The organism is Reyranella sp., assembly GCF_965279465.1.
Taxonomy (GTDB): Bacteria; Pseudomonadota; Alphaproteobacteria; order Reyranellales; family Reyranellaceae; genus Reyranella.
Map to the genome: position 1 here is coordinate 1,528,616 of NZ_OZ257242.1, position 23,720 is coordinate 1,552,335.

The window sequence follows — 23,720 nt, forward strand, 5'->3', positions numbered from 1 at the left end:
TTGGAACACCGTGTTCACCGGCTCGTCGATTCGCTGGCCCGCGATTCGGCGAGCCGGCTGGTCGCGGCCCTGGCGCGGCGACTCGGCACCGGCCGTATCGCCGTCGCCGAGGACGCCGTCCAGCATGCGTTGATGCGGGCGCTGTCGCTGTGGCCCTTCAAGGGCGTCCCCGAGAAGCCCGAAGCGTGGCTCTCCACCGTCGCCCGCAACCGCGCGCTCGACCTGCTGCGCGCCGAATCTCGGAGCCTTGCGCTCGCGGAAGAACTGGTGCCACTCGCGCCCGCCAGCGAGGCGGGCGACGGGCGTTTCGACCGCGAGCTGAACGATGACGAGCTGGCGCTGCTGTTCGCCGTTTGCCATCCCGCCCTGTCGCCCGAGATGCGGGTGACCTTTGCGCTCAAGACCGTCTGCGGCCTCACCGTGCCGCAGATCGCCTCGGGTCTGCTCTCGGAGCCGGCGACCATTGCCCAGCGCCTGGTGCGGGCGCGCCGGCAGCTCGAAGCGGCCGGCGTGGCGATCGAGGCGCCACCGCCGGACGCGTTGCCCGAACGCGCCGAGTCGGTGCGCACGGCCCTCTACCTGATGTTCAACGAAGGCTACTCTGCCTCCTCGGGCGATGCGCTGGTGCAACCTGAGTTCTGCGTCGAGGCCGTGCGGCTCGCCCGCGCGCTGGCAGCACATCCGATCACGGCCGGGCCGGCGAGTGACGCGCTGGCCGCGTTGCTGGCGCTCACCGCCGCGCGACTGCCGACACGGGTCGGGCCCGATGGCGTGGCGCAACTGCTCGACGATCAGCCGCGTGCCGAGTGGGACCATGGCCTCATCGCGCTGGGCCTTGCCCATCTCGATCGCTCGGCGCGAGGCGAGGTGCTGACGATCTGGCACTTGCGCGCCGAGATCGCCTCGCTGCATGCCATGGCGCCCAGCGCCGACGACACCGACTGGCCGCGCATCGCGTGGGTCTACGAGCACCTCCGGGCGCTCGACCCATCGCCGATGGTCGAGCTCGCGCGCGCTGTGGCGATCGCGCGCGCCGAGGGCCCGGCCGCCGGTCTGGCGATCCTTCCAGCGATGAGCGGCAATCCGTACGTCGAGGCCGCCCGTGGCCTGTTCCTCGCGGGACTCGGCCGCCGGACCGAAGCGCGGCGGCACTTCGAGAAGGCGCACGCCTTGGCGCGCACCGACCCCGAGCGGCGGCTGATGGCGCGGCGGCTGGCTAGTCTCGACTGAACACCCGTAGTGTCCCGCAGCGGGAGCTCGAGCGGCGCTCGGCTCATGGATCGGCGGCGCGCGGCGCCTTCATCCGGACCACGATCAGCCAAACCGAAGCGGCCAGGATGATGGCGGCCGCTGCCCGTTCGCCCGCCGACAGGCGTGGCGGCGCGACCCAACCGAGATACGCCGCGCTCGCCTCCAGGGCGATGGCGAAGAACGGCATGGCGGTGAGCGCGATCAGGTAGGTCTGCACGCCGGTGTGGTTGATGGTCCAGAAGCCGAGCCACGTGCCGGGTGCCCGGAACAGCACGCCGGCCAATGCGCCCCAGAGCCAGAGCTCGATCCTGCCGAAAGCGTCGCCTCCACCCGCCCAGGGCGAGGCCATGACACCCGCCAGCCCCAGCATCGACCAGACCAGGATCAACGCCAGCGACGCAGCCACCAGGATCTCGCCGGTGAAGCGGCTGCGCGCGCCGAGATCGGTCGAGCGGTTGCGCGGATGGTAGGCAATCAACCACGAGCCCGCGACGGCCATCGATTCGGACAGGCCGAGCCAGACCAGCCCGCGCCACGCCTCGCTGGTCAGTGCGGCTGCGAAGCCCGCGATGCCCGCCGCCAGCAGGACAAGCCCCGCCCAGTCGCGGCGCGGCGGAGCCCGACGCGTCAGCCACCATCCGGAGGCCGCACCGATCAACACGCTGATCGTGGCCAGCAGGGTGCTCTGCGTTACCGCCAGGTACATGATCGCCGCGGCTGTCGCGCCGTTGATGGCGACGCGCAGGAAGGCGTAACCCACGGTCCAGGGCGCCAGCAGCTCGGCCCAGCTGCCGGCGGCGCGGCGGCCGACCCAGAGCAGCACCAGCCCGGCAGCCAGGAGCTGCACGAGCGTATAGGCCCAGGCGTCGAGCCGGGCGCCGCTCACGACATGGCGGGTCAGCAGGAGATAGAGCGACCAGAGCAGCGAATTGCCGAGGCCGAGCGCCAACAATGGTGCGCCCATGGCCGGCTCAGGTGCGGAAGCGCAGCAGCAGGTGGTTGACGCCGTTCAGCTTCAGGTAGAGGTCCTCGAACTGGGCGTAGAAATCCTCCCAGTGCGGCAGCCCGCCTTGCGCACCGAGCGCGGTGTAGATCTCGGCCACCGACTTGCGTCCGTCGATCTGCGAGATGATGCGCGGCGCGAGCGCCGGCAGTTGCGCCCGCCACGGGAAGCCGTCGAGGTTCGCGACCAGCGGTGCGCCGGGCTGCAGGCCGGCGGCGAGCTTGTGCGCATCCATCTCGCGCAGCACCGGGATCGATTGCGTGTCCTCCGGCCGCGCCACCGTGTCGAAGCCCGCGCGCGTTGCGTAGAAGACATGGGTGCGCAGGTTGCCCGACAGCCGCTCGGCGAAGGCGGCGCGCTCGATCAGGGGCAGCGCGCTCGCCTGGCGCGCGATGATCGGGTCGCTCATGTAGGTCGCGGGCTCGTAGCGCACCGGCTCGAGGAAGGCGACGACCCGCAAGCCGGCGTCGCTCGCCAGGGCGGCGATCTCTGGAACGGTATAGGCGCGGTCGATGCTGTGCAGCAGCAGATCGTAGAGGCCCGCGTCGCCGGCCGTCACATGGTCGTTGAGGTAGGGATTGCGGCGGAACAGGTTGGTGGTCGGCAGGAAACGGATCAGGCGCTTGGCCATGGCGATGCGGTCGCCGATCGCCATCGATTTGGGCGCCAGCGTGCGCAGCAACTCCTGCAGCGGATAAACACCGGTGCGGCCGTACTGGCCGTAGAGCATCACGCCGACCCCACCGTCAGGCTGCAGCACCGAAGCCAGGGCTTTCAGGCCTGCCGCCGGATCCGGCAGGTGATGCAGCACGCCGGTGCAGTCGATATAGTCGAACTGCCCGATGGGCATGGTCGGGAGGTCGAGCAGAGAGCCGGTGATGAAATTGATATTGCGCAGGCCGCGCGCCTTGGCCCGTGCCTCGCACACCGCCCGCGAGGCGGCCGACAGGTCGATATAGACGACTTCGCCCGGGCAGCGCCGGTCGACCAGCTGCTGGGCCAGCATGATGCAGGCATCGCCCGTGCCGCCGCCGGCGACCAGGGCACGAAAGGGGCGGTTGAAGTTCAGCCGGCCGGAGAAAAGGTAGTGATTGACCTCGAGGATGTGGCTCGGCGTGCCGGTGATCAGCCGCAGCGCCTCATCGCGCGGGTCGCGGGGAGGATAGGGCAGCGCCTCGTACTGTGCGCGAACCTCGTCCAGCGGCTGGGAAACGGTCATGAGCCTTGGTTCATGCTACAAATTCCCCGACCATGAAAGGCTATTTCGGCATCGGGGTGGAAGGCGTGAGCAAGGCCATGAATGTTGGCACCTTGTTCCGGACCGCCCATGCCTTCGACGCCTCCTTCGTGTTCACGGTGCGGGCCCACTACGACAGCCGCAAGGGCGGCCAGGCCGATACCTCGGACACGCCGCGATCGGTGCCGACCTATCATTTTGCAGGGTTGGAGGACTTTCGCCTCCCGCTGGGCTGCCGCCTGGTCGGAGTCGAGATCGTCGACGATGCGATCGAGCTGCCGTCGTTCCGTCATCCGCGCCAGGCGGCCTATATCCTGGGGTCGGAACGGGAGGGCCTGTCGGCCGACTTACAGTCGCGCTGCGATTTCGTGGTCAAGATTCCGACCCGCTTTTCCGTCAATCTCGGCGTCGCAGGGGCGCTTATCATGTACGACCGGCTGCTGACCATGGGCCGCCATTCGCCACGTCCGGTAGCCCCCGGCGGGCCGACAGAGGCGATGGCGCTGCCGGTGTTCGGCGACCCGATCTACAAGCGCAAGCAGCGTATCCGCGCGCGATCCCAGGGGAAGGCATGATCGCAAGGACAGGCTGGAGCGTCGTGCTGGGTCTGATCGCGGTGCAGGTGCTGGTGCTGCACCTCCTCGGCCGGGTCTGGATTTGCTCTTGCGGTACCATTCGCTTCTGGGTCGGAGACATCCATTCGTCGGAGCTCTCGCAGCAGATCCTCGACTGGTACACGCCGAGCCACGTCATCCACGGCATGATCTTCTACGGCGTTCTGCATCTGTTTTTGCCGCGTGCTCCGGTGCTGGCGCGACTGGCAGTCGCAGTCGGCATCGAGGTCGCCTGGGAGATCGCCGAGAACTCGCCCTGGGTGATCGAAGCTTACCGCAAGCAGGCACTGGCCGCCGGCTACACCGGCGACAGCATCCTGAACTCGGTCCTGGACACCGTGGCGATGATGACCGGCTTCGCGCTTGCCCGCCTGCTGCCCTGGCAGGCGACCGTGGCGCTGGCGCTGCTGGCCGAGGTCACGGTCGGCGCGATTGTCCACGACAACCTGACCCTCAACATCCTGAACTTCATTCATCGCTTCCCGGCCGTCGAGGCGTGGCAAAAGCGGGTCTAGCGGGGGCGGGGTCGATGCACTATCTCAACCCTTAATGTCCGCCCTGTCCCATGAACCCCTGTCAATCCTCGAGCCGTTCCGTGGCCGCAACGACACGCGCCGCAACCTGGTCGGCCTGTCGCGCGACGCGCTGAAGACGACGCTGGCTGAGGCCGGATTGGAGGCGTTCCGCGCCAAGCAGGTTTGGCAGTGGATCTACTGGCACGGCGTGACCGATTTCGGGCTGATGACCAATGTCGCGAAAAAGACGCGCGACCGCCTCGGCGAGCTGTTCGTGATCGAGCGGCCGCAGATCGTCACCGAGCAGCGATCGGTCGACGGCACGCGCAAATGGCTGCTGCGCTTCCCCGACGGCAACGAGGCCGAGACGGTGAACATTCCCGAGGAGGATCGCGGCTCGGTCTGCATCTCGAGCCAGGTCGGCTGCACCCTGACCTGCAGCTTCTGCCACACCGGCACGCAGCCGTTGGTGCGCAACCTTCTGCCGGCCGAGATCGTGGGCCAGTTCATGGTGGCGCGAGATAGTTACGGCGAGTGGCCGACGCCGACCGAGACGACGCGCATGCTGTCCAACATCGTCATGATGGGCATGGGCGAACCGCTCTACAACTTCGACAATGTCGCCGCCGCGCTGAAGATCGTGATGGACGAGCAAGGCATCGCGCTCAGCCGCCGGCGCATCACGCTCTCGACCTCGGGCGTCGTGCCGATGATCCCGAAGGTCGGCGAGGTGCTCGACGTCAACCTCGCGGTGTCGCTGCATGCGGTGAACGACGACATCCGCAATACGCTGGTGCCGATCAACAGGAAGTGGCCGATCGCCGAGCTGCTGGCGGCGTGCGCCGACTATCCCGGCGCGCGCAACAGCCGGCGCATCACCTTCGAATACGCCATGCTGAAGGGCGTCAACGATTCCGACGCCGACGCGCGCGAGCTGGTGCGCATCCTGAAGCCGATCCACGCCAAGGTGAACCTGATCCCGTTCAATCCGTGGCCCGGCGCGCCGTACGAATGCAGCTCCAACAACCGGATGCATCGCTTCGCCGAGATCGTGAACGACGGCGGCCTCAGCGCGCCGATCCGCACCCCCCGCGGCCGCGACATCCACGCCGCCTGCGGCCAGCTCAAGAGCGCCAGCGAGCGGCAAAAGGGCGAGCGGGTGCGCGATATCGAGGCGCGGGCGCGCGTTTGACCGGTGGGCGTCTTACCGGTAAGATGGCGTGATGGAAACTAAGGTATCCACGAAGGGGCAAGTCGTCCTGCCCAAAGCGATTCGCGACAGGCATGCCTGGACAGGCGGCACGCGGCTGATCGTCGAGGATCGGCCGGACGGCGTCCTGCTCAAGCGGGTTGAAGAGAAGAAGAAGCTTACGATCGACGACTGGGCCGGTATCGTCAAATACAAAGGGCCGCGCCGCACGATCGAGGAAATGGATGCCGCGATCGTGGAGGAAGTTCGGCGGCGACATGCGCGCGGTCGATACTAATCTCGTCGTCCGCCTGTTCGCTCAGGACGACGCGGAGCAGGTCGGCGCCGCACGCCGGGCGCTTGCGACCGATTCTATCTTCGTCCCGAAGAGCGTCATTGTCGAGTTCGAATGGGTGATGCGCGGCGCCTACGGAGAATCCAGAGCCGTGATCGCGTCGGCAATACAGACGATTTTGGACACGGCGAACGTCGAGGTCGAGGATGCGCCGGCTGTCTTGCGGGCGGTCGACTGGTTCAGCCAAGGTATGGATTTCGCCGACGCGGTTCATCTTGCGTCAAGCGGCCATGCCGATTGGTTCGTCACTTTCGACCAAGCCTTGCGTCGTCGCGCGACAAAATTCCAGACAAAGCCGCCAGTGATGGCGCCCTGACTACTTCGTGAACGCCGCGACTTTCGACAGGAAGGCACGCTCGGTCGCGATGGGGGATAGGTCCACTTCCGCAGCCCCTTTCTCCAGGCTCCCGCCGACGTAGTCCGCATAATACGGCTCGTGGAAATAGTGGGGGAAGAGGTCGAGCAGGCCGTCCCAAGTCGGCTGGTCGCCCTTCTGGATCGAATCGACGATCACGACCAGGCCATCGGGCCTCACGACGCGGGCCATCTCATTGAGGGCGGCGGACCGAATGTCGGGCGGCAGCTCGTGCATCAGGAAAGACGAGACGACGAGGTCGAGGCTCGAATCGTCGAACGGCAGCGCTTCGGCGGCGCCTTCAATGAGCTTTACCCGCGCGGTGCGGCCGATCAGGCGGCGGGCTTCGGCCAGATAGGGCGGGCTGAGGTCGAGGCCGGTCAGGCGCAGGCCGGGCCACGCATCGTGCAGGAAGGCAAGCAGCCGGCCGGTGCCGCAGCCGACATCAAGGCCACGCAGGTCCCGCTGGTTGCGGCCGGCCATCCACTCGGCGATCGGCTTCATGGCACGGCGGCGCATCACGTCGGCGGCGCCGGTGAACAGCACCTCGACCTGGGTGTCGTAGATCGCGGCCGAATGCTCACTGAGCCAGCCATCGCTCTGGAAGTGGAAGTTCTGGCGGTAGTAGTCCGGCAGGCCGTCGCCCTGCTGGCCGGGCGGCATCTCGTCGTCGAGCTGGCCGTGGCGGCGGGCGTCGACCTGCGGCAGGTCGCGGAAATAACGCAGGCTGCGGCGCAGGAACTCGCCCGGTTCGGCCCCCAGCGGGCGCGGCGCGGGAAACAGGCCGGCCTCGATGTCGCGCCATTCGCGGGTAAAGACGGCGCGCATGTCGGCGGTCAGCTCGGCCCGTGTCGGCGTCGGGCCGACGGCGAAATCCGGCTTGGGCATCGGCTTCAGGAGCCGGCGTCCGGCCACGTAATGGCCAGCATACCAAGCGACCCGCGCAGTCTGGCGGGCGGCATAGCTGAGACGATCCAGGGCTGAAACCATCTGTTCCTCGACATTAGTATAGCGCGCTTGCCCCTAGAAAGCCGGTGGCTATAGTCCCGCGCTTTCCAACGCCGCCGAGGCAGCCATGAGCGTCACTTATACCGGGCCCTACAAAAGGGGCGATATCAAGAAGGTCGTGCTGGCCTATTCCGGCGGTCTCGACACCTCCGTCATCCTGAAGTGGCTGCAGACGGCCTATGGCTGCGAGGTGGTGACTTTCACTGCCGATCTCGGCCAGGGAGAGGAATTGTCGCCGGCCCGCAAGAAGGCCGAGATGCTGGGCATCAAGCCCGAGAACATCTTCATGGAAGACGTGCGCGAGGAGTTCGTGCGCGACTTCGTCTTCCCGATGTTTCGCGCCAATGCGCTGTATGAAGGGCAGTATCTGCTCGGCACCTCGATCGCCCGGCCTCTGATCGCCAAGCGCCAGATCGAGATCGCCAAGCAGGTTGGCGCCGATGCGGTGGCGCACGGCGCGACCGGCAAGGGCAACGACCAGGTCCGTTTCGAGCTCACCTACTATGCCCTGAAACCCGACGTGAAGGTGATCGCGCCGTGGCGCGAATGGGAGCTGACGTCGCGCACCAAGCTGATCGAGTTCGCTGAGACCCATCAGATCCCGATCGCCAAGGACAAGCGCGGCGAGGCGCCGTTCTCGGTCGACGCCAACCTCCTGCACTCCTCGAGCGAGGGCAAGATCCTGGAAGATCCCTGGGAAGAGGCCGACGAGATGGTCTACCAGCGCACCATCTCGCCCGAGGCGGCCCCCGATAAGGCGACCTACATCACGGTCGATTTCGAGAAGGGCGACGCGGTCGGGATCGACGGCGTGGCGATGTCGCCCGCGACGCTGCTGACCAGGCTGAACGAGCTCGGCAAGGCCAACGGCATCGGCCGTCTCGACCTCGTCGAGAACCGCTTCGTCGGCATGAAGAGCCGCGGCATCTACGAGACGCCCGGCGGCACGATCCTGTACGCTGCCCATCGTGGCATCGAATCGATCACGCTCGACCGCGGCGCGGGGCATCTCAAGGACGAGCTGATGCCCAAATACGCCGAGCTGGTTTACTACGGCTTCTGGTACTCGCCCGAGCGCGAGATGCTCCAGGCGGCCATAGATAAAAGTCAGGAGAACGTGTCAGGCACCGTGCGGCTCAAGCTCTACAAGGGCAACACCACGGTGGTCGGCCGCAAGTCGCCCAAGTCGCTCTACTCGATGCAGCACGTCACCTTCGAGGACGACCAGGGCGCCTACAACCAGCGCGACGCGGAAGGCTTCATCAAGCTGAATGCGCTGCGCCTGCGGTTGCGCGGCCTGGGGCAGGGCGGCCCCAAGAGCTGAGCTTCGGCCTCCCCTATATCCATAGCCTTTTCGACGTCGCGGCCTGGCTTGCCTCGGTCGCGACGTTCTGGTTCTCGAGCCGCCGGCGGTTGCCGGCGGCGGCGTTGCCCGCCAACCGGGTCGCCCATCCCGGCGCCTATGCGATCGCGGCGGGCTCTGGCGCGCTGTGCGGCGCGATGTTCCTCGGCACCTTCAACACCTGGCTGAGCGGCGTGCATGCGCTCGGCTTCTCGATGGTCGGGGGGCTCGCCGGCGCGATCGCCTCGATCGAAGCGTTCAAGCGGATGACCGGCATCACCGGCTCGACCGGCATCGCCTTCGCAGCTCCTTTTGCCGCGACGGTCGCGGTCGGCCGCCTCGGCTGCTTCTTCGCCGGCCTTGACGATTACACCTACGGCACGCCGACCGGCCTGCCCTGGGGTATCGATTTCGGCGACGGCATCCGTCGCCATCCGGTGCAGCTATACGAGGCGCTGGCGATGGCGGGGATGTACGTCCTGCTGCTGCGCAAGATCGCGCATGGCGATCGCTTCTGGCTCGCCAACGGATTCTATCTCGTCGCCGGCTGGTATGGGCTGCAGCGCTTCGCGTGGGAGTTCTTCAAGCCCTATAAGACCCTCGTCGGACCTTTCAACCTGTTCCATTTTGTGTGCCTCGGCCTCGTCCTGTACGCTGGCGTCATGATCCGGAGGAACCCGGCTCGGTAGGAGGGGCATGTACGACGGCGTTGCGCGCAAGGCTGCGCCATATCTCTTCATCGGCCAGACGACTTCCCTTTGCGAGACCTGCCTCGGGCTGGTGCCGGCCAAAATCGTCGAGGAGAACGGCCGCATCTATTATTCGAAGCGCTGCACCGAGCACGGCGTGATGAAGACGCTGGTGTCGGACGACCCGGTCTATTGGCGCCGCACGCTTGAGTACCTGAAGCCCGGCGACCGGCCGCTGGCGCCTGGCACGCGCACCGAGCGCGGCTGCCCGTGGGACTGCGGGCTCTGTCCCGACCACGAGCAGCATAGCTGCGTGGCGATCGTCGAGATCAACGAGGCCTGCAATCTCGCCTGCCCGGTGTGCTTTGCGGACTCCTCGCCGCGGCGCGCAATCCATCGCAGCCTGGCCGAGGTCGAGCGCATGTTCGACGCCCTCGTCGCGAGCGAGGGCGAGCCCGACCTGGTGCAGATCTCGGGCGGCGAGCCGACCATCCATCCCGAGATCCTGCCGATCATCGAAGCCGCGCGGCGGCGACCGATCCGGCACATCATGCTGAACACCAACGGCATCCGCATCGCCGAGGACCCGGCCTTCGTCGACGCGCTGGCGGCATTCAAGCCGGGCTTCGAGGTTTATCTGCAATTCGATTCGCTGAACGACGCGGCACTGAAGAACATCCGCGGCGCTGCCCTCTCGCGCATCCGGCGCGAGGCGCTGGCGGCGCTCGAGGCGCGCAACATCTCGACGACGCTGGTCTGCACCGTGAAGCGCGGAGTCAACGACGCCGAGATCGGCGCCATCGTGCGTCATGCGCTCACCTACAAATGCGTGCGTGGCGTCACCTTCCAGCCGGTGCAGGATGCCGGCCGCAACGACGGCTTCGATCCGTCGTCCAACCGCATCGTGCTGAGCGAGATCCGCCGCCGCATCGTCGAGGACTCGGGCGTGTTCGCCGACGGCGACATGATCCCGCTGCCGTGCAATCCGGCCTCGATCTCGATCGGCTACGGCTTGCGTGACGGCGAGAAGGTGATCCCGCTCACCTCGCTGGTGCCGCGCGAAGCGCTGCTGCCCAGCATCCCGAACGCCATCTCGTTCGAGAAGTATCCCGAATTGCGCCAGCGCTTCGTCGATCTGCTGTCGCTCTCGACCGCCGACACCAACACGTCGGAGCGGCTGGGCTCGCTGCTCTGCTGCCTGCCCGAGGTGCCGATGCCGCAGGGTTCGGGCTACGAGAACGTCTTCCGCATCACGATCGTGGAATTCCTCGACCGCTTCAATTTCTGCCTCGGCAACGTCAAGCGTTCCTGCGTCCATTTCGTCACGCCCGAGGGCAGGATCGTGCCGTTCGACACCTACAACACCTTTTATCGCGCGGGCGCCGCCGGAAACGCGCGGCTCGCGGCGGAGCTCAGGCGGTGACCGATCCGTCGCAAGCGCCACCGCCGCCGCCGCCGAATCCGCTGCTGCCGCCCGATCCGCCGAAAAGCCGCGGGCTGGGCTGGTTCTTCGCGATCTCGGGCAGCATCGCGCTGGTGTTGACCTTGGGCTGCGTGCTGGCAGTGACCGAGGGCAATCCGTTCGGCGATATGGGAGGCCTGGCGATCGCCTGCGGCTCGCCGACCTTCATCCTGGGTGCAGTGTTTCTCTGGCTGGGCACGCGTCGCCTGAAGCGCTAAGTCTCTCGCATGCCCTTCGACGACGTGAGACGCTCAGGCCCGGGACGCGGCGCCCATGAGCGGGCGATCAACCTGCCGCCCGCGCTGCTATGGCTGATCCTGATCAACGTGGCGGTGCATCTGCTGCGCCAGGCGTTGAGCGAATCGGTCGACCAGCAGCTGGTGACGCAGCTCGGCCTGGTGCCGGCGAACTATACCGGCGACCCGGGCGGCCCGTGGTGGTCGCTGCTGCTGGCGCCGATCACCTACCAGTTCCTGCACGGCGGTTGGATCCATCTCGGCGTCAACATGATCACGCTGGCGGCGTTCGGCGCACCGGTGGAACGACTGCTGGGCGTGCGCCGCTTCGTGCTGTTCTACCTGTCGGCAGGTGTCGTGGCGGGCTTCATCCACGTGCTCTTCTACTCGGACTCGGTCGATCCGGTGATTGGGGCGTCGGGCTCGATCAGCGGCGTGTTCGGCGGCGTGCTGATGGCGCTGTGGCAAGCGGGGCGAATGCCGTCGCTGCTGCCGGTCGCGGGCATCTGGATCGCGCTCAACGTCTTCTTCGGCATCTTCGGTGGCACGCCCGGCAGTGGCGGCGAACCGGTCGCCTGGACCGCCCATATCGGCGGCTTCGTCTATGGCCTGGTCGCGCTCCGGCTGTTCGTCCCCGCGGCGCTCGCCGCGCCTTCGCAACCGCCGCCGGCCGATGGCACGGGCTAGACGGCGGCGGACATGGCCGACCAGTTGCTGCCGCTCCGCCGCTATCTTTCCGCCAATCTCGTGGCGTTGACGCCGTCCGGCGTCGCTCTCGCCACGCTCCATTGGACCGGTGCGCTGGCGGGACGGCCCGCATTGGTCGCCTTTCTCTGCATCGCCGTGGTCACCGTGATCCTGGTGCAGCGCTATCTCATCTCCTTGGGGCGCTTCGCGCGCTTCGTCGGCGAGCTGTCGGGCGAACGGGAGCCCGTGATGCCGCGCCTGTCCTTCGCGCCGGCCACCGAGGAACTCGCGACCGCGGCGGCGACGCTGGCGACCGGCTGGCGCCGCCAGCGCGCCTCGATCGACAATCTCGCGGCCTCCGCCCAGGCGATCGTCGATGGCCTGCCCGATCCGCTGATCGGGGTCGACCGCCAGCGCCGCATCGTGCGCACCAACCGTGCCGCGGTGGCACTGCTCGGCACCATCGTGCCCGACCGCGATCTTTCAACGGCGTTGCGCCATCCCGAGCTGCTTGCCACGATCGACTCGCTGCTGGCTACGACCGACGGCAACTACACCGGGCCCGACCAGGCCGCCGTCGCGCTCGTGCTGTCGGGCGCGCCCGAACTGGACGTCATGGCGCATGCCCGCCGCCTGCCGCGCGCGGCAGCCGACGGATCGCTCGCCCTGATCGTGCTGCACGACACCACAGCGCTGCGGCGGGCCGAGCGCATGCGCGCAGATTTCGTCGCCAATGCGAGCCACGAGCTCAAGACTCCGATCGCCGGCATCATGGGTTTCATCGAAACCCTGCGCGGCCCGGCACGCGCCGATGCGGCCGCGCGCGAGCGCTTCCTCGGCATCATGGCCGAGCAGGCCGAGCGCATGCGTCGGCTGGTCGACGACCTGCTGATGCTGTCGCGCATCGAGCAGCACGAGCATGCCCGGCCCGCGGCGGCCGTCGACGTCGGCCGCGTGCTCGGCGGCGTGCGCGACCTGTTGCAGCTCAAAGCCTCGGGGCGCAAGGTCACGCTCGAGCTGGCGGTCGATCCGGCGTTGCCGCCGGCGGTTGGCGACTACGACGAGCTCACCATCGTGTTCCAGAACCTGATCGACAACGCGATCAAGTATTCAAGGCCCGCAACCACGGTGCGGATCGCGGCGCGCCCGCTCGGCCCCGACCGGCTCGCGGTCGCCGTCAGCGACGAAGGCGACGGCATCCCCGCCGCGCACCTGCCGCGCCTGACCGAGCGCTTCTACCGGGTCGACAATGCCCGTTCGCGTCAGCTCGGCGGGACCGGCCTCGGCCTCGCCATCGTCAAGCACGTGGTGAACCGCCACCGCGGTCGGCTCGACATCCAGAGCACCCCGGGAAAAGGTTCCGTCTTCACAGTCACTTTGCCTGCGGCATAGCCACGCGGATCAAGATGATTCACTCGGTGTGCTGTAATTGGAACGTCATAAAATAGTCATACGAAAGAGACCGAAGCCTCCTACTCCAGTCCGCACGCGACTCGAACACAGGAGAGAACCGTGAGAATTTCCAGAATAGCCTTGACCGCCGCCGCGCTCGTCGCGACGTCGTGGTCGGCCTTCGCTACCGATATTTCCGGCGCAGGCGCTACCTTCCCTTACCCGGTCTATGCCAAGTGGGCGGACGCCTACAAGAAAGAGACCGGCACCAACATAAACTACCAATCGATCGGCTCGGGTGGCGGCATCAAGCAGATCAAGGCCAAGACCGTGACCTTCGGCGCGTCCGATGCTCCGCTCTCCGGCAAGGAACTCGACGAATCCGGACTTGCCCAGTTCCCGATGGTCATGGGTTCGGTGACCCCGATCATCAATCTCGAGGGCGTCAAGCCGGGCGAACTGGTGCTCGACGGGCCGACGCTGGCGAACATCTATCTCGGCCAGATCAAGAGCTGGGACGATGCTGCGATCGCCAAGCTCAACCCCAACCTCAAGCTGCCGAAGCAGGCCATCGTACCGGTGCGTCGCTCGGACGGGTCGGGCACGACCTACAACTTTGCCTACTATCTGGCCGAGGTCAGCCCGGAGTGGAAGACGAAGGTCGGCGTCAGCACGGCGCTGCAGTGGCCGGTGGGCATCGGCGCCAAGGGCAACGAAGGCGTGGCCGGCAACGTGGCGCAGACCAAGGGCTCGATCGGCTATGTCGAGTACGCCTACGCCAAAGAGAACAAGATGACCTTCACCAAGATGATCAACAAGGCGGGCAAGGCGGTCGCGCCGGGCTCGGACACGGTGCAGGACGCCGCGGCGAGCGCCGACTGGAATTCCAAGCCGGGCTTCGGCGTGATCCTGGCCAACCAGCCGGGCGACAAGTCCTGGCCGATGGCGGCCGCGACCTGGATCCTGATGTACAAGAAGCCGGAGAAGCCGGCCGAGTCGGCCGAGGCGCTGAAGTTCTTCGCCTGGGCCTACACCAAGGGCGACGCGATGGCCGAGTCGCTCGACTACGTGCCGATGCCCCAGAACGTCGTCAACGACATCAAGAAGATGTGGCAGGCCGAGATCAAGGGCGCGGACGGCAAGCCGCTGTACTCGCCGACCAACTAATTCGGGACGGGGCGGGTGGAGACACCCGCCCCTCATTCTTGGGGGGTTTATGGCTTCGGGGGATCGGCACGTGAGTGAAGTTGTATTGAAGGGCGCAAGCGCACCGGCCGCGGCATCTGCCTCGCGGGCGGCGGTGCTTCGACGCCTGAAATTGACGGACTCCATATTCCATGGGCTGACGCGCGGCGCCTCGCTCGCCGTGCTCGCCCTGTTGAGCGGCGTCATCATCGCCCTCATCTACGGCGCGGCTCCCGCGCTCAGCACGTTCGGGTTCGGCTTCCTGTTCGACGAATCGTGGAACCCGGTGACCGAGCGCTTCGGCGCCCTGGCACCGATCTTCGGCACTCTGGTCACGTCGTTCATCGCGATGCTGATCGCGGTTCCGGTCGGCCTGATGGTCGCGTTCTTCCTGACCGAGCTCTGCCCGAAGATGCTGCGCCGCCCGATCGGCATCGCCATCGAGCTGCTGGCCGGCATCCCCAGCATCATCTACGGCATCTGGGGCCTGTTCGTCTTCGCGCCGTTCATGCAGGAGCATGTGCAGCCGCTGTTCATCAATACCTTCGCCAATGTGCCGGTCCTCTCGACGATCTTCGCGGGCCCGCCCTACGGCATCGGCATGTTCACCGCCGGGCTCATCCTGGCGATCATGGTGCTGCCCTTCGTGACCTCGATCTCGCGCGACGTGTTCGATGCCGTCCCGCCGGTACTCAAGGAGGCAGCCTACGGCGTCGGCTGCACGACCTGGGAAGTGTTCCGCTACGTCGTCCTGCCGTTCACGCGGGTGGGCGTCATCGGCGGCTTCATGCTGGGACTGGGCCGCGCACTGGGCGAGACGATGGCCGTCACCTTCGTGATCGGCAATGCCCATCACATCTCGGCCTCGCTGTTCGCGCCCGGCACGACGATTTCCGCCTCGATCGCCAACGAATTCACCGAAGCGGTGGGCGACCTCTACACATCGTCGCTGGTCGCGCTCGGCCTCATCCTCTTCTTCATCACTTTCTGCGTGCTGGCGATCGCGCGCTACATGCTGATGCGCCTGCAGCAGCAGGGAGGCAAGTAGGACAATGGCCACAACCACATCCAAGACGGCCGCCCTGGACAGTCCGCTCTACGCGGGCCGCCGCCGCCGCAACAGCATCGCCAAGGGCCTGGCGTTCGCCGCCACCATCTTCGGCCTGGGCTGGCTGGTCCTGATTCTGGCCGTGCTGCTCTACAAGGGCATCGATGGCCTCTCGCTCTCGGTGTTCACCGAGAACACGCCGCCGCCCGGCGCCGCGGGCGGCTTGCTCAACGCGATCCTGGGCAGCATCGTGATGACCGTGCTGGCGGTGTTCATCGGCACGCCGATCGGCCTCCTGGCAGGCACCTACCTCGCCGAGTACGGCCGTCACGACAAGCTTTCGAGCGTCGTTCGCTTCATCAACGACATCCTGCTCAGCGCACCGTCGATCGTGATCGGCCTGTTCGTCTACGAGATCCTGGTCGCGCCGATGGGCCACTTCTCGGGATGGGCCGGCGCCGTCGCCCTGGCCGTCATCGTGATCCCCGTCGTCGTCCGCACGACCGAGGACATGCTTATGCTGGTGCCCGACACGCTGCGTGAGGCCGCTGCCTCGATCGGCCTGCCGCGCGCCCACATGATCGTCCGCATCGCCTATCGCGCCGCCCAGGCGGGCATCGTCACCGGCATCCTGCTGGCCATCGCCCGCATCAGCGGCGAGACGGCCCCGCTCCTGTTCACCGCCCTGAACAACCAGTTCTTCAGCCTGAACATGGGCGCGCCGATGCCCAGCCTGCCGGTCGTCATCTTCCAGTTCGCCCTGTCGCCCTATGCCGAGTGGCAGAAGCTCGCCTGGACCGGCGCGCTGCTGATCACCGTCACCGTCTTGGGGCTCAGCATCCTGGCCCGTTCGCTTACCTCCGCGAGGAAATCCTGATGTCCATGCAATCCACCGACGCTCCCAGCGTCGCCGTTCCCGTCGCTGCGCACGGCCAAATCGACGTCTCGAAGCTCACGGCCAAGATCACGATCAAGAACCTCGAGTTCTTCTATGGCGACAGCCGGGCGCTGAAGGGCATCAACCTGTCGCTCTACGCGAACAAGGCGACGGCGTTCATCGGGCCCTCGGGCTGCGGCAAGTCCACCCTGCTGCGTATCCTGAACCGCATGTACGACCTCTATCCCGGCCAGCGCGCCACCGGCGACGTCATGTTCGACGGCGATAACCTCCTGCGTGAAGACCAGGACATCAACCTGCTGCGCGCGCGCATCGGCATGGTGTTCCAGAAGCCGACGCCGTTCCCGATGACGATCTACGAGAACATCGCCTTCGGCATCCGTCTCTACGAGAACCTGCCCAAGTCGGAACTCGACGGCCGGGTCGAGCACGCCCTGCGCCGCGGCGCGCTGTGGGACGAGGTCAAGGACAAGCTGGGCGCCAGCGGCCTCAGCCTGTCGGGCGGCCAGCAGCAGCGCCTGTGCATCGCGCGTACGGTCGCGGTCAAGCCGGAGGTCATCCTGTTCGACGAGCCGTGCTCCGCGCTGGACCCGATCTCGACCTCCAAGATCGAGGAGCTGATCGACGAGCTGAAGCAGGACTACACGATCGTGATCGTGACTCACAACATGCAGCAGGCCGCGCGCGTCTCGGACTTCACGACCTTCATGTATCTCGGCGAGATGATCGAGTTCGGTCAGACCGCGACGGTGTTCACGACCCCCAAGGACAAGCGCACGCAGGCCTACATCACGGGCCGTTTCGGCTGACCGGCGTGCCCGAAGAAGGATCAAGTACAATGGCGAGCGACCACATTCTGAAGCGCTTCGACGAAGAGCTGGAGCGCCTCAACGCGACGATCAACGAGATGGGCGGCCTGACCGAGAGCCAGTTCGCCAAGGCGCTGACCGCCGTGCGCGAGCGCGACACGCAGATCGCGGAGGAGGTGATTGCCGACGACGCTCGCGTCGATGCCCTCGATGTCGCGGTGCAGGAGCAGACCGTCAAGCTCCTGGCGCTGCGCCAGCCGATGGCGAACGACCTGCGCATGGTGCTGTCGTCGATCAAGATCGCGGCGGCGCTCGAGCGGATCGCCGACTACGCCAAGAACACCGCCAAGCGCGGCATCGTGATGACCCAGGGCACCGCGCCGGCGTCGGCGGTCGCCGGCATCGATCGCCTGGGCAAGCTGGTGAGGACCGCGCTGAAGGACGTGCTCGACGCCTTTGCCGACGGCGATGTCGCCAAGGCGCACGACGTGTGGAACCGCGACGAGGAGATCGATCAGGTCTACACCGGCCTGTTCCGCGAGCTCCTGACCTACATGATGGAAGACCCGCGCACCATCACGGCCTGCACACATCTCCTGTTCATGGCGAAGAACATCGAGCGGGCCGGCGACCATGTCACCAACATCGCCGAGCTGGTGAGCTTCCGCAGCACCGGTCAGAGCTTCGCCGAAACCCGGCGCAAAGGCAGTGGCTCACTCTACACGACGGATACGGCGTCATGAACGTGGCCACCACCGCTCCTTCCCGCCGCGACACGCAGACGTCGTCGCTGAAGCCGCGCGTGCTGATCGTCGAGGATGAAACCGCGTTGGTGGAGTTGCTGCGTTACAATCTCGAGCAGGCCGGCTTCGCCGTCGCCGTCGCCTATGACGGCGAGGAGGCCCTGGCCTCGGTGCAGGAGGATACGCCCGACCTGATCCTGCTCGACTGGATGCTGCCCTTGATGTCGGGCATCGAGGTCTGCCGCCAGCTGCGGCGCCAGACCTCGACAGCAAACCTGCCGATCATCATGCTGACGGCGCGCGGCGAGGAGGGCGATCGCGTGCGCGGCCTCGACGCCGGCGCCGACGACTATGTCCCCAAGCCGTTCTCGCCGACCGAGCTCGTCGCCCGCATCCGTGCCGTGCTGCGCCGGATCCGGCCGGCGCTCGCCGACGAGGCGCTGAGCTATGCCGACATCGTGATGGACCTCGTCGCGCATCGCGTGACGCGGGGCGGCAAGCCGGTCCATCTCGGGCCGACCGAGTTCCGCCTGCTGCGCCATTTCATGGAACATCCCGGCCGTGTCTTCTCGCGCGAGCAGCTGCTCGATTCGGTGTGGGGCAAGGACGTCTATGTCGAGGCCCGCACGGTCGACGTGCATATCCGCCGCCTGCGCATTGCGTTGAACGGCGACAGCGACGCCGACCTGATCCGCACCGTCCGCGCCGCCGGCTACGCGCTCGACGCGCAAGGGTAATTGCAAGGGTAGTTTTCCACACCCCGGTCACGCTCCTGTAGCGTGCCGCCGCTACACGGAACTCGCTCATTCCATCCTGGCCCCCCACGCCCCGCACTGGAATGGGCAGGTTCCCCCGGCACGGTTGATACCCCGTAGCCGATCTACGACTACCCCTCCTTCGGCCCCGAAGGAGGGGTTTCTTTTTCGAAGTGACGGCGAACGATGGCCGCCAACACGAGCGCAGGCAGGCCGAGCAGCGTGGTGTAGACGAAGAAGATCGCGTAACCCCCGAACCTGTGGGTGGCGGAGAATTCTTCCTGCAGCCTGTCGACGACCCATCCCGAGGAGCCGCCGAGCAGCTTTCCGGGCAGTGTCATAACCGAGGTGAAGAGCGCGTACTGCGTCGCCGTGTAGGCCGTGTTGGTCAGTCCCGACAGGAAGGCGATAAAGATCGAACCGGACATGCCGCCAACCAGGTTGTCCACACTGATGGCGATGGTGAGGATCAGCAGGTCCGGATGACCGACCCAAGCGAGCCACGAAAAGGTGAGATTGCTCGCTGCAATCAGGACCACCGCCGGCATCAGAAGCCTCGCTGCACCGATGCGGAAAACCAGCGCTCCGCCCAGCAGCGCGCCCAGGATCGTCATGGCGAAGCCGTAGATCTTCGAGATGTCGGCGATCTGATCCTTGCTGAACCCCATGTCGATGTAGAACGGGTTGGCCATGACGCCCATCGCGATGTCCGACAGCCTGAACAGGCCGATGAACAGCAGCAGGACGACCGCCATCCAGCGGAAGCGCGCGAAGAAATCGACGAACGGGCAGACGATTGCGTCATAGACGAAGATCAGCACCTTGCGCGACCAGCCGGGCATGTTCCCGAGCCCCGCGGCGAAGATGGCCACCTTGCCTTCGAGCGCGGTCGTCGCGGCGGTGCTCCGGCGCTCCGGCTCCGAGATCAGAAGGGTCGTCATGATTCCGACGAGACCGAGCGCCGCCATCGTCTGGTAGGCCGCCGTCCAGGAGACGAATTGCGCCACGTAGAGGGCGCCCGCCCCGGCGGCGAGGACAGCGATGCGGTAGCCGAGCTGGTAGGTCGCGGCCGTCGCACCCTGCAGACTCGCATCGGTTGCTTCGATACGGCAGGCGTCGAGGGCGATATCCTGCGTGGCCGATGAGAAGGCGACGACCAGTGCGAACACGACCATCCACCACAGGTCAGTGCGGGGGTCGCAGAACGCCATGGCGAGCAGGCCGCCCGCGATCCCGCTCTGGGCCAGCAGCATCCAGGAGCGGCGCCGTCCCAGCCAGCGGGTCAGCAGCGGCAGGGGGACGCGATCGACGACGGGCGACCAGACGAACTTGAAGGAATAGGTGATGCCGATCCAGCTTATGAAGCCAATGGCGGTGCGGCTGATGCCATACTCGCGCAGCCACGCCGACAGCGTCGAGAAGACAAGCAGGAAGGGCAGCCCGGCCGAGAAGCCGAGGAACAGGAACTGGACGACGCGCGGATGGCGGTAAGTCGCTAGCGACTCCCGCCACCCCTTTGCCGGTGCGTCAGCGCTCAAATCAGGTCCTTGAGCGCCGTCTCGGGCCGCGCGCCGACGTGGGAGATGATCTCTGCCGCAGCGATGCCGCCCAGCCGCGCGCATTCGGCGAGCGGCTTGCCGCGGGTGAAGCCGAACAGGAAGCCGGAGGCATAGAGATCCCCCGCGCCGGTGGTGTCGACAATTCGGGAGACGGGCGCGGCAGGAACGGCATAGGTTTCGCCGCCCTTGATCACGACCGAGCCCTTCTCGCTGCGGGTGAGGGCGGCGATTTTGGCCTCCTTGCGTGTCGCCTCGAGTGCCTTCTCGAAGGAGTCGACCTCGTAGAGCGAGGTGATCTCGGACTCGTTGCCGAACAGGATGTCGACCTTGTCGCGGATCAGGGCGCGGAACTCGTCGCGATAGCGGCCGACGCAGAACGAATCCGACAGGGTGATCGAGACCAGCCGCCCGGCGGCATGCGCCGCATCGAACGCCTTGAGCACTGCCTTCTTCGCCTCCGGCGCGTCCCACAGATAACCTTCGACGTAGGTCACCTGCGCGGCGCCGACGACGCCGGGGTCGATATCGTCGGGTCCGAGGCCGGTGCAGGCGCCGAGATAGGTGTTCATCGTGCGTTGGGCGTCGGGCGTGACCATGATCAGGCAGCGCGCGGTCGAGGGACCGCTGGTCGCTTGCGGGGTGTCGAACGACACGCCGATCGACTTCAGGTCGTGGCCGAACACGGCGCCGAGCTGGTCCTGCTTGACCTTGCCGATATAGGCGCCCTTGCCGCCGAACGAGGCAACGCCGGCCATGGTGTTGCCGCACGAGCCGCCCGACACCTCGATGCCCGGTCCCATCGCAGCGTAGAGCGTCTCGGCGCGGGCCTCGTCGATCAGCATCATGCTGCCCTTGGTGAGCTCGTGCCTGGCGAGGAAGGCATCGTCGGCGCGGGTGATGACGTCGACGATGGCGTTGCCGATACCCAGCACGTCGAAAGCGGCAGATGTCATGAAATCTCCAAAAGATGCATGCCGGCTTTGGTCTCCTCGAGCAGGGTCACGATACCGGCTACCGTGAAAGGAATGTCCGCGCGCAGCGACGCGCGATCGATGGCGAGCGAGCGCAAACCCATCTCGCATACGATGAAGCGAGCGCCAAGCTCGATGCAGGCCTGCAGCAGCGTCTCGAAGTCGCCCACGCCATGTTGCCGGTTGAGCGCATCGCGCTGCCAGTCGTCGAGCGCCGGCTGGGTCATGAGGGCTCGCAGGCCGCCCATGGTGAAGAACAGGACGGCCGCCTGATTCACCGCGAGCGCGGCGCTGGCCATCGCCAGCGCATAATGCGCGTCCTCGTACTTGCCGGACCGCACGATGATCGAAAGCCCGCCCTGGCTCATGGGTGTCCGCCCCGATCCCCACACGTCGGGCAGTCCGGCCGTTTCTCGACCGCGAGCTCCTCGAACGAGCCGTCGAGCGCGTCGTAGGTCAGCAGGCGGCCGGAGAGCGAGCGGCCGACGCCCAGGATCTCCTTCACCACCTCGGTCGCCTGCAGCGCGCCCAGCGTGCCGGCCAGTGCCCCCAGTACCCCGGCCTGGGCGCAGCTCGGCACGGCATCTTCCGACGGCGCCACGGGGAAGATGCAGCGCAGGCAGGGATGGGCTGGTCCCTGCCAGGCCTTGTAGGTCGAGATCTGGCCGTCGAACCGCAGGATTGCGGCGGCGACCAGCGGCTTCCTCAGGCGGAAGCAGACGTCGTTGAGCAGGTAGCGCGTGGCGAAGTTGTCGCTGCCGTCGGCCACGATGTCATACCCGGCGATCAGCCGCTCGGCGTTCGTCACCGTCAGCCGCTCCTTGTGCGCATGGACGGTGACTTCGGGATTGATGTCGGCCAGCGCCCGCTCGGCGCTCACGACCTTAGGCATGCCGATATCGGCGGTGCGATGGATGATCTGGCGCTGCAGGTTGGAGAGGTCGACCGTGTCGTCGTCGACCACGCCCAGGGTGCCGATGCCGGCCGCCGCAAGATACTGCAGGAGGGGTGCTCCAAGTCCGCCGGCACCCAGCACCAGCACCTTGGCGGCGATCAGCCTGGATTGGCCCACGCCACCGATCTCGGCCAGCACGATGTGCCGCGCGTACCGCCTGATCTGCATTTCCGTCATGTCGAGCGCCGTCATGGTCCGCTTATAGCATGGGTGCTAGAGACGCCGATGACCACGACCGCCGAACCACCGACCAAGACCCGCCCGACGCTGACGCCCCTCCTGCTGGCGTTGCTGGCGCTGCTGTCGGCGTTCACGCCGCTGTCGATCGACTTGTACCTGCCGGCCCTGCCGGTGATCGCCGTCGACCTGCACGGCACCGCAGGCGACATCCAGCTCACCCTCTCGGCCTTCATGCTTGCCTTTGGCTTTGGCCAGATTTTCTACGGCCCCGCCGGCGACCGTTTCGGCCGACGCCCCGTCATCCTGGGCGGTCTCGCGATCTATGTGCTGACCAGTGTCGGTTGTGCCTTCGCGATGGAAGCGAGCCATCTGGTGCTGGCGCGCTTCCTGCAGGGTCTGGCGGCCTGTGGCGGCGTGGTGCTGGCGCGCACCATGGTGCGCGATCTCGCCGAGAAGGATCAGGCGGCGCGGGCGATGTCGCTGATGATGGCCTGCACATCGATCGCGCCCATGGTGGCGCCGCTGATCGGCGGGCAGATCCTGTGGTTTCTCGGTTGGCGCGCGGTGTTCTGGGCCCTGGCCCTGATCGGCGTGCTGGCCTTGACCATGTCCTATCTCTGGCTGCCCGAGACGCTGCGGCCGGAGTATCGTCAACCGCTGGTCCTGTCGTCGATCCTCAAGCGCTTTGGCGAGCTGCTCCACCATCGCGCGTTCATGGGCTACGCCTTCACGACCTCCTTCATGTTTTCCGCGCTGCTGTCGTTCATCTCGGGCTCGCCCTTCGTCTTCATCGAAAAATACGGCATCGCGCCGCGGAACTATGGTTTGATCTTCGGCGGCATGATCGTGTTCATGACCATCGGCAGCCTGCTCAACGCCCGCTTCGTGCGTGTGCTCGGACCGGACAAGATCCTGCGCTATGCTGTCTACGCGCCGTTGCTCTCAGGCATCTCGTCTATGGTGCTGGGCCAGATCGAGGCGCGCTACGGTACCGTCGGCATGTGGCCGATCGTGGCCTGCTTCGCACCGCAGATCGCCACCATCAGCTTGATCGGCCCCAATGCGATGGCACTGGCGCTCCAGCGCTACCCACACATGGCGGGTACTGCCTCCTCGCTGATGGGGGTCATGCAGTTCGGCCTCGGCGCATTGTTCGGCGCGGTCGTCGGCCAGACCTACGATGGCACGATCGGTCCGATGACGCTGGCCATGGGCGTCGCCGGTATCCTCTGCTTCCTCTCGAACCGCGTGCTGGTCGGCAACCGCAGCTAGCGTGCCCTGG

Annotated in this window: 26 protein-coding genes; 19 read left to right on the forward strand and 7 right to left on the reverse strand. The window is 66.6% G+C overall.

Features of this window, described 5'->3' with window-relative positions:
* Positions 1 to 1,230 carry an RNA polymerase sigma factor gene (locus ACQY8M_RS07385; RefSeq protein ID WP_428670386.1) on the forward strand — a complete coding sequence of 410 codons (1,230 nt, stop codon included), beginning with the start codon at positions 1 to 3 and terminating at the stop codon, positions 1,228 to 1,230.
* A 43-nt stretch (positions 1,231 to 1,273) separates the two neighbouring features.
* Here the strand turns inward: ACQY8M_RS07385 and ACQY8M_RS07390 are convergent, their stop codons facing one another.
* Positions 1,274 to 2,215, reverse strand: coding sequence for a hypothetical protein (locus tag ACQY8M_RS07390; RefSeq protein ID WP_428670388.1), 942 nt, complete (start codon positions 2,213 to 2,215; stop codon positions 1,274 to 1,276).
* Positions 2,216 to 2,222: 7 nt separating this feature from the next.
* Positions 2,223 to 3,473, reverse strand: a complete 1,251-nt coding sequence (locus tag ACQY8M_RS07395) for a class I SAM-dependent methyltransferase (protein ID WP_428670390.1) — start codon at positions 3,471 to 3,473, stop codon at positions 2,223 to 2,225.
* A 32-nt stretch (positions 3,474 to 3,505) separates the two neighbouring features.
* Between ACQY8M_RS07395 and ACQY8M_RS07400 the strand changes: the two genes are divergently transcribed.
* From ACQY8M_RS07400 to ACQY8M_RS07420, 5 genes are read left to right on the forward strand one after another with little or no spacing between them, the layout of a single operon-like run.
* Complete coding sequence (locus tag ACQY8M_RS07400) at positions 3,506 to 4,066, forward strand: RNA methyltransferase (protein ID WP_428670392.1); 561 nt, start codon at positions 3,506 to 3,508, stop codon at positions 4,064 to 4,066.
* The gene (locus tag ACQY8M_RS07405; protein WP_428670394.1) at positions 4,063 to 4,620 is read left to right on the forward strand and encodes a DUF2585 family protein; all 558 of its coding nucleotides are present in this window, start codon (positions 4,063 to 4,065) and stop codon (positions 4,618 to 4,620) included. Before ACQY8M_RS07400 ends, ACQY8M_RS07405 begins: the two co-directional genes overlap by 4 nt.
* Positions 4,621 to 4,654: 34 nt before the next feature.
* A complete protein-coding gene (rlmN, locus tag ACQY8M_RS07410) occupies positions 4,655 to 5,812 on the forward strand; it encodes a 23S rRNA (adenine(2503)-C(2))-methyltransferase RlmN (protein WP_428670396.1) in 1,158 nt (385 codons plus the stop codon).
* 31 nt (positions 5,813 to 5,843) lie between these two features.
* Positions 5,844 to 6,107, forward strand: coding sequence for an AbrB/MazE/SpoVT family DNA-binding domain-containing protein (locus ACQY8M_RS07415; protein WP_428670398.1), 264 nt, complete (start codon positions 5,844 to 5,846; stop codon positions 6,105 to 6,107).
* Entirely contained in the window at positions 6,088 to 6,480 is a 393-nt protein-coding gene (locus ACQY8M_RS07420) for a type II toxin-antitoxin system VapC family toxin (protein WP_428670400.1), read from the forward strand. Before ACQY8M_RS07415 ends, ACQY8M_RS07420 begins: the two co-directional genes overlap by 20 nt.
* Here the strand turns inward: ACQY8M_RS07420 and ACQY8M_RS07425 are convergent, their stop codons facing one another.
* Entirely contained in the window at positions 6,481 to 7,509 is a 1,029-nt protein-coding gene (locus ACQY8M_RS07425) for a class I SAM-dependent methyltransferase (protein ID WP_428670402.1), read from the reverse strand.
* 85 nt (positions 7,510 to 7,594) lie between these two features.
* Between ACQY8M_RS07425 and ACQY8M_RS07430 the strand changes: the two genes are divergently transcribed.
* From ACQY8M_RS07430 to phoB, 12 genes are all read left to right on the forward strand, one after another.
* Complete coding sequence (locus ACQY8M_RS07430) at positions 7,595 to 8,851, forward strand: argininosuccinate synthase (protein WP_428670404.1); 1,257 nt, start codon at positions 7,595 to 7,597, stop codon at positions 8,849 to 8,851.
* Between the two features lie 104 nt (positions 8,852 to 8,955).
* The gene (locus ACQY8M_RS07435; RefSeq protein ID WP_428670406.1) at positions 8,956 to 9,558 is read left to right on the forward strand and encodes a prolipoprotein diacylglyceryl transferase family protein; all 603 of its coding nucleotides are present in this window, start codon (positions 8,956 to 8,958) and stop codon (positions 9,556 to 9,558) included.
* 7 nt (positions 9,559 to 9,565) lie between these two features.
* Entirely contained in the window at positions 9,566 to 10,981 is a 1,416-nt protein-coding gene (locus ACQY8M_RS07440; protein WP_428670408.1) for a radical SAM protein, read from the forward strand.
* Positions 10,978 to 11,238, forward strand: a complete 261-nt coding sequence (locus tag ACQY8M_RS07445; RefSeq protein ID WP_428670410.1) for a hypothetical protein — start codon at positions 10,978 to 10,980, stop codon at positions 11,236 to 11,238. The genes ACQY8M_RS07440 and ACQY8M_RS07445 overlap by 4 nt, the downstream gene beginning before the upstream one ends.
* A gap of 9 nt (positions 11,239 to 11,247) precedes the next feature.
* Positions 11,248 to 11,943 (forward strand): rhomboid family intramembrane serine protease, encoded by a 696-nt coding sequence (locus ACQY8M_RS07450; protein WP_428670412.1) that lies wholly within the window; start codon positions 11,248 to 11,250, stop codon positions 11,941 to 11,943.
* Between the two features lie 12 nt (positions 11,944 to 11,955).
* Positions 11,956 to 13,335: an ATP-binding protein gene (locus ACQY8M_RS07455; RefSeq protein WP_428670414.1), complete on the forward strand. Its 1,380-nt coding sequence runs from the start codon at positions 11,956 to 11,958 to the stop codon at positions 13,333 to 13,335.
* A gap of 120 nt (positions 13,336 to 13,455) precedes the next feature.
* Complete coding sequence (gene pstS, locus ACQY8M_RS07460) at positions 13,456 to 14,502, forward strand: phosphate ABC transporter substrate-binding protein PstS (protein WP_428670416.1); 1,047 nt, start codon at positions 13,456 to 13,458, stop codon at positions 14,500 to 14,502.
* Between the two features lie 49 nt (positions 14,503 to 14,551).
* Positions 14,552 to 15,568, forward strand: coding sequence for a phosphate ABC transporter permease subunit PstC (gene pstC, locus ACQY8M_RS07465; protein ID WP_428670418.1), 1,017 nt, complete (start codon positions 14,552 to 14,554; stop codon positions 15,566 to 15,568).
* Between the two features lie 4 nt (positions 15,569 to 15,572).
* Positions 15,573 to 16,445, forward strand: coding sequence for a phosphate ABC transporter permease PstA (pstA, locus tag ACQY8M_RS07470; protein ID WP_428670420.1), 873 nt, complete (start codon positions 15,573 to 15,575; stop codon positions 16,443 to 16,445).
* Positions 16,445 to 17,275, forward strand: a complete 831-nt coding sequence (gene pstB / locus ACQY8M_RS07475) for a phosphate ABC transporter ATP-binding protein PstB (protein WP_428670422.1) — start codon at positions 16,445 to 16,447, stop codon at positions 17,273 to 17,275. Before pstA ends, pstB begins: the two co-directional genes overlap by 1 nt.
* A gap of 29 nt (positions 17,276 to 17,304) precedes the next feature.
* Positions 17,305 to 18,018 carry a phosphate signaling complex protein PhoU gene (gene phoU, locus ACQY8M_RS07480; RefSeq protein WP_428670424.1) on the forward strand — a complete coding sequence of 238 codons (714 nt, stop codon included), beginning with the start codon at positions 17,305 to 17,307 and terminating at the stop codon, positions 18,016 to 18,018.
* Complete coding sequence (gene phoB / locus ACQY8M_RS07485) at positions 18,015 to 18,755, forward strand: phosphate regulon transcriptional regulator PhoB (protein WP_428670426.1); 741 nt, start codon at positions 18,015 to 18,017, stop codon at positions 18,753 to 18,755. The genes phoU and phoB overlap by 4 nt, the downstream gene beginning before the upstream one ends.
* 149 nt (positions 18,756 to 18,904) lie before the next feature.
* Here phoB and ACQY8M_RS07490 read toward each other — a convergent pair whose 3' ends face one another.
* From ACQY8M_RS07490 to ACQY8M_RS07505, 4 genes are read right to left on the reverse strand one after another with little or no spacing between them, the layout of a single operon-like run.
* Positions 18,905 to 20,311: an AmpG family muropeptide MFS transporter gene (locus tag ACQY8M_RS07490; protein WP_428670428.1), complete on the reverse strand. Its 1,407-nt coding sequence runs from the start codon at positions 20,309 to 20,311 to the stop codon at positions 18,905 to 18,907.
* Positions 20,308 to 21,285, reverse strand: coding sequence for an adenosine kinase (locus tag ACQY8M_RS07495; RefSeq protein ID WP_428670430.1), 978 nt, complete (start codon positions 21,283 to 21,285; stop codon positions 20,308 to 20,310). Before ACQY8M_RS07495 ends, ACQY8M_RS07490 begins: the two co-directional genes overlap by 4 nt.
* A complete protein-coding gene (locus ACQY8M_RS07500; RefSeq protein ID WP_428670432.1) occupies positions 21,282 to 21,671 on the reverse strand; it encodes a DsrE family protein in 390 nt (129 codons plus the stop codon). Before ACQY8M_RS07500 ends, ACQY8M_RS07495 begins: the two co-directional genes overlap by 4 nt.
* The gene (locus tag ACQY8M_RS07505; RefSeq protein ID WP_428670434.1) at positions 21,668 to 22,450 is read right to left on the reverse strand and encodes a HesA/MoeB/ThiF family protein; all 783 of its coding nucleotides are present in this window, start codon (positions 22,448 to 22,450) and stop codon (positions 21,668 to 21,670) included. Before ACQY8M_RS07505 ends, ACQY8M_RS07500 begins: the two co-directional genes overlap by 4 nt.
* Before the next feature lie 33 nt (positions 22,451 to 22,483).
* Between ACQY8M_RS07505 and ACQY8M_RS07510 the strand changes: the two genes are divergently transcribed.
* Positions 22,484 to 23,710 (forward strand): Bcr/CflA family multidrug efflux MFS transporter, encoded by a 1,227-nt coding sequence (locus ACQY8M_RS07510; RefSeq protein ID WP_428670436.1) that lies wholly within the window; start codon positions 22,484 to 22,486, stop codon positions 23,708 to 23,710.
* Positions 23,711 to 23,720: the final 10 nt, after the last annotated feature.

Coding starts and splice junctions, on each gene's coding strand:
- ACQY8M_RS07500 (WP_428670432.1), bottom strand. CDS start 21,671: ATGAGCCAGGGCGGGCTTTCGATCATCGTGCGGTCCGGCAAGTACGAG.
- ACQY8M_RS07390 (WP_428670388.1), bottom strand. CDS start 2,215: ATGGGCGCACCATTGTTGGCGCTCGGCCTCGGCAATTCGCTGCTCTGG.
- ACQY8M_RS07430 (WP_428670404.1), top strand. CDS start 7,595: ATGAGCGTCACTTATACCGGGCCCTACAAAAGGGGCGATATCAAGAAG.
- ACQY8M_RS07395 (WP_428670390.1), bottom strand. CDS start 3,473: ATGACCGTTTCCCAGCCGCTGGACGAGGTTCGCGCACAGTACGAGGCG.
- ACQY8M_RS07415 (WP_428670398.1), top strand. CDS start 5,844: ATGGAAACTAAGGTATCCACGAAGGGGCAAGTCGTCCTGCCCAAAGCG.
- ACQY8M_RS07420 (WP_428670400.1), top strand. CDS start 6,088: ATGCGCGCGGTCGATACTAATCTCGTCGTCCGCCTGTTCGCTCAGGAC.
- pstB (WP_428670422.1), top strand. CDS start 16,445: ATGTCCATGCAATCCACCGACGCTCCCAGCGTCGCCGTTCCCGTCGCT.
- ACQY8M_RS07495 (WP_428670430.1), bottom strand. CDS start 21,285: ATGACATCTGCCGCTTTCGACGTGCTGGGTATCGGCAACGCCATCGTC.
- phoB (WP_428670426.1), top strand. CDS start 18,015: ATGAACGTGGCCACCACCGCTCCTTCCCGCCGCGACACGCAGACGTCG.
- ACQY8M_RS07400 (WP_428670392.1), top strand. CDS start 3,506: ATGAAAGGCTATTTCGGCATCGGGGTGGAAGGCGTGAGCAAGGCCATG.
- rlmN (WP_428670396.1), top strand. CDS start 4,655: ATGTCCGCCCTGTCCCATGAACCCCTGTCAATCCTCGAGCCGTTCCGT.
- ACQY8M_RS07405 (WP_428670394.1), top strand. CDS start 4,063: ATGATCGCAAGGACAGGCTGGAGCGTCGTGCTGGGTCTGATCGCGGTG.
- ACQY8M_RS07505 (WP_428670434.1), bottom strand. CDS start 22,450: ATGACGGCGCTCGACATGACGGAAATGCAGATCAGGCGGTACGCGCGG.
- ACQY8M_RS07455 (WP_428670414.1), top strand. CDS start 11,956: ATGGCCGACCAGTTGCTGCCGCTCCGCCGCTATCTTTCCGCCAATCTC.
- ACQY8M_RS07425 (WP_428670402.1), bottom strand. CDS start 7,509: ATGGTTTCAGCCCTGGATCGTCTCAGCTATGCCGCCCGCCAGACTGCG.
- ACQY8M_RS07450 (WP_428670412.1), top strand. CDS start 11,248: ATGCCCTTCGACGACGTGAGACGCTCAGGCCCGGGACGCGGCGCCCAT.
- pstC (WP_428670418.1), top strand. CDS start 14,552: ATGGCTTCGGGGGATCGGCACGTGAGTGAAGTTGTATTGAAGGGCGCA.
- phoU (WP_428670424.1), top strand. CDS start 17,305: ATGGCGAGCGACCACATTCTGAAGCGCTTCGACGAAGAGCTGGAGCGC.
- ACQY8M_RS07440 (WP_428670408.1), top strand. CDS start 9,566: ATGTACGACGGCGTTGCGCGCAAGGCTGCGCCATATCTCTTCATCGGC.
- ACQY8M_RS07510 (WP_428670436.1), top strand. CDS start 22,484: ATGACCACGACCGCCGAACCACCGACCAAGACCCGCCCGACGCTGACG.
- pstA (WP_428670420.1), top strand. CDS start 15,573: ATGGCCACAACCACATCCAAGACGGCCGCCCTGGACAGTCCGCTCTAC.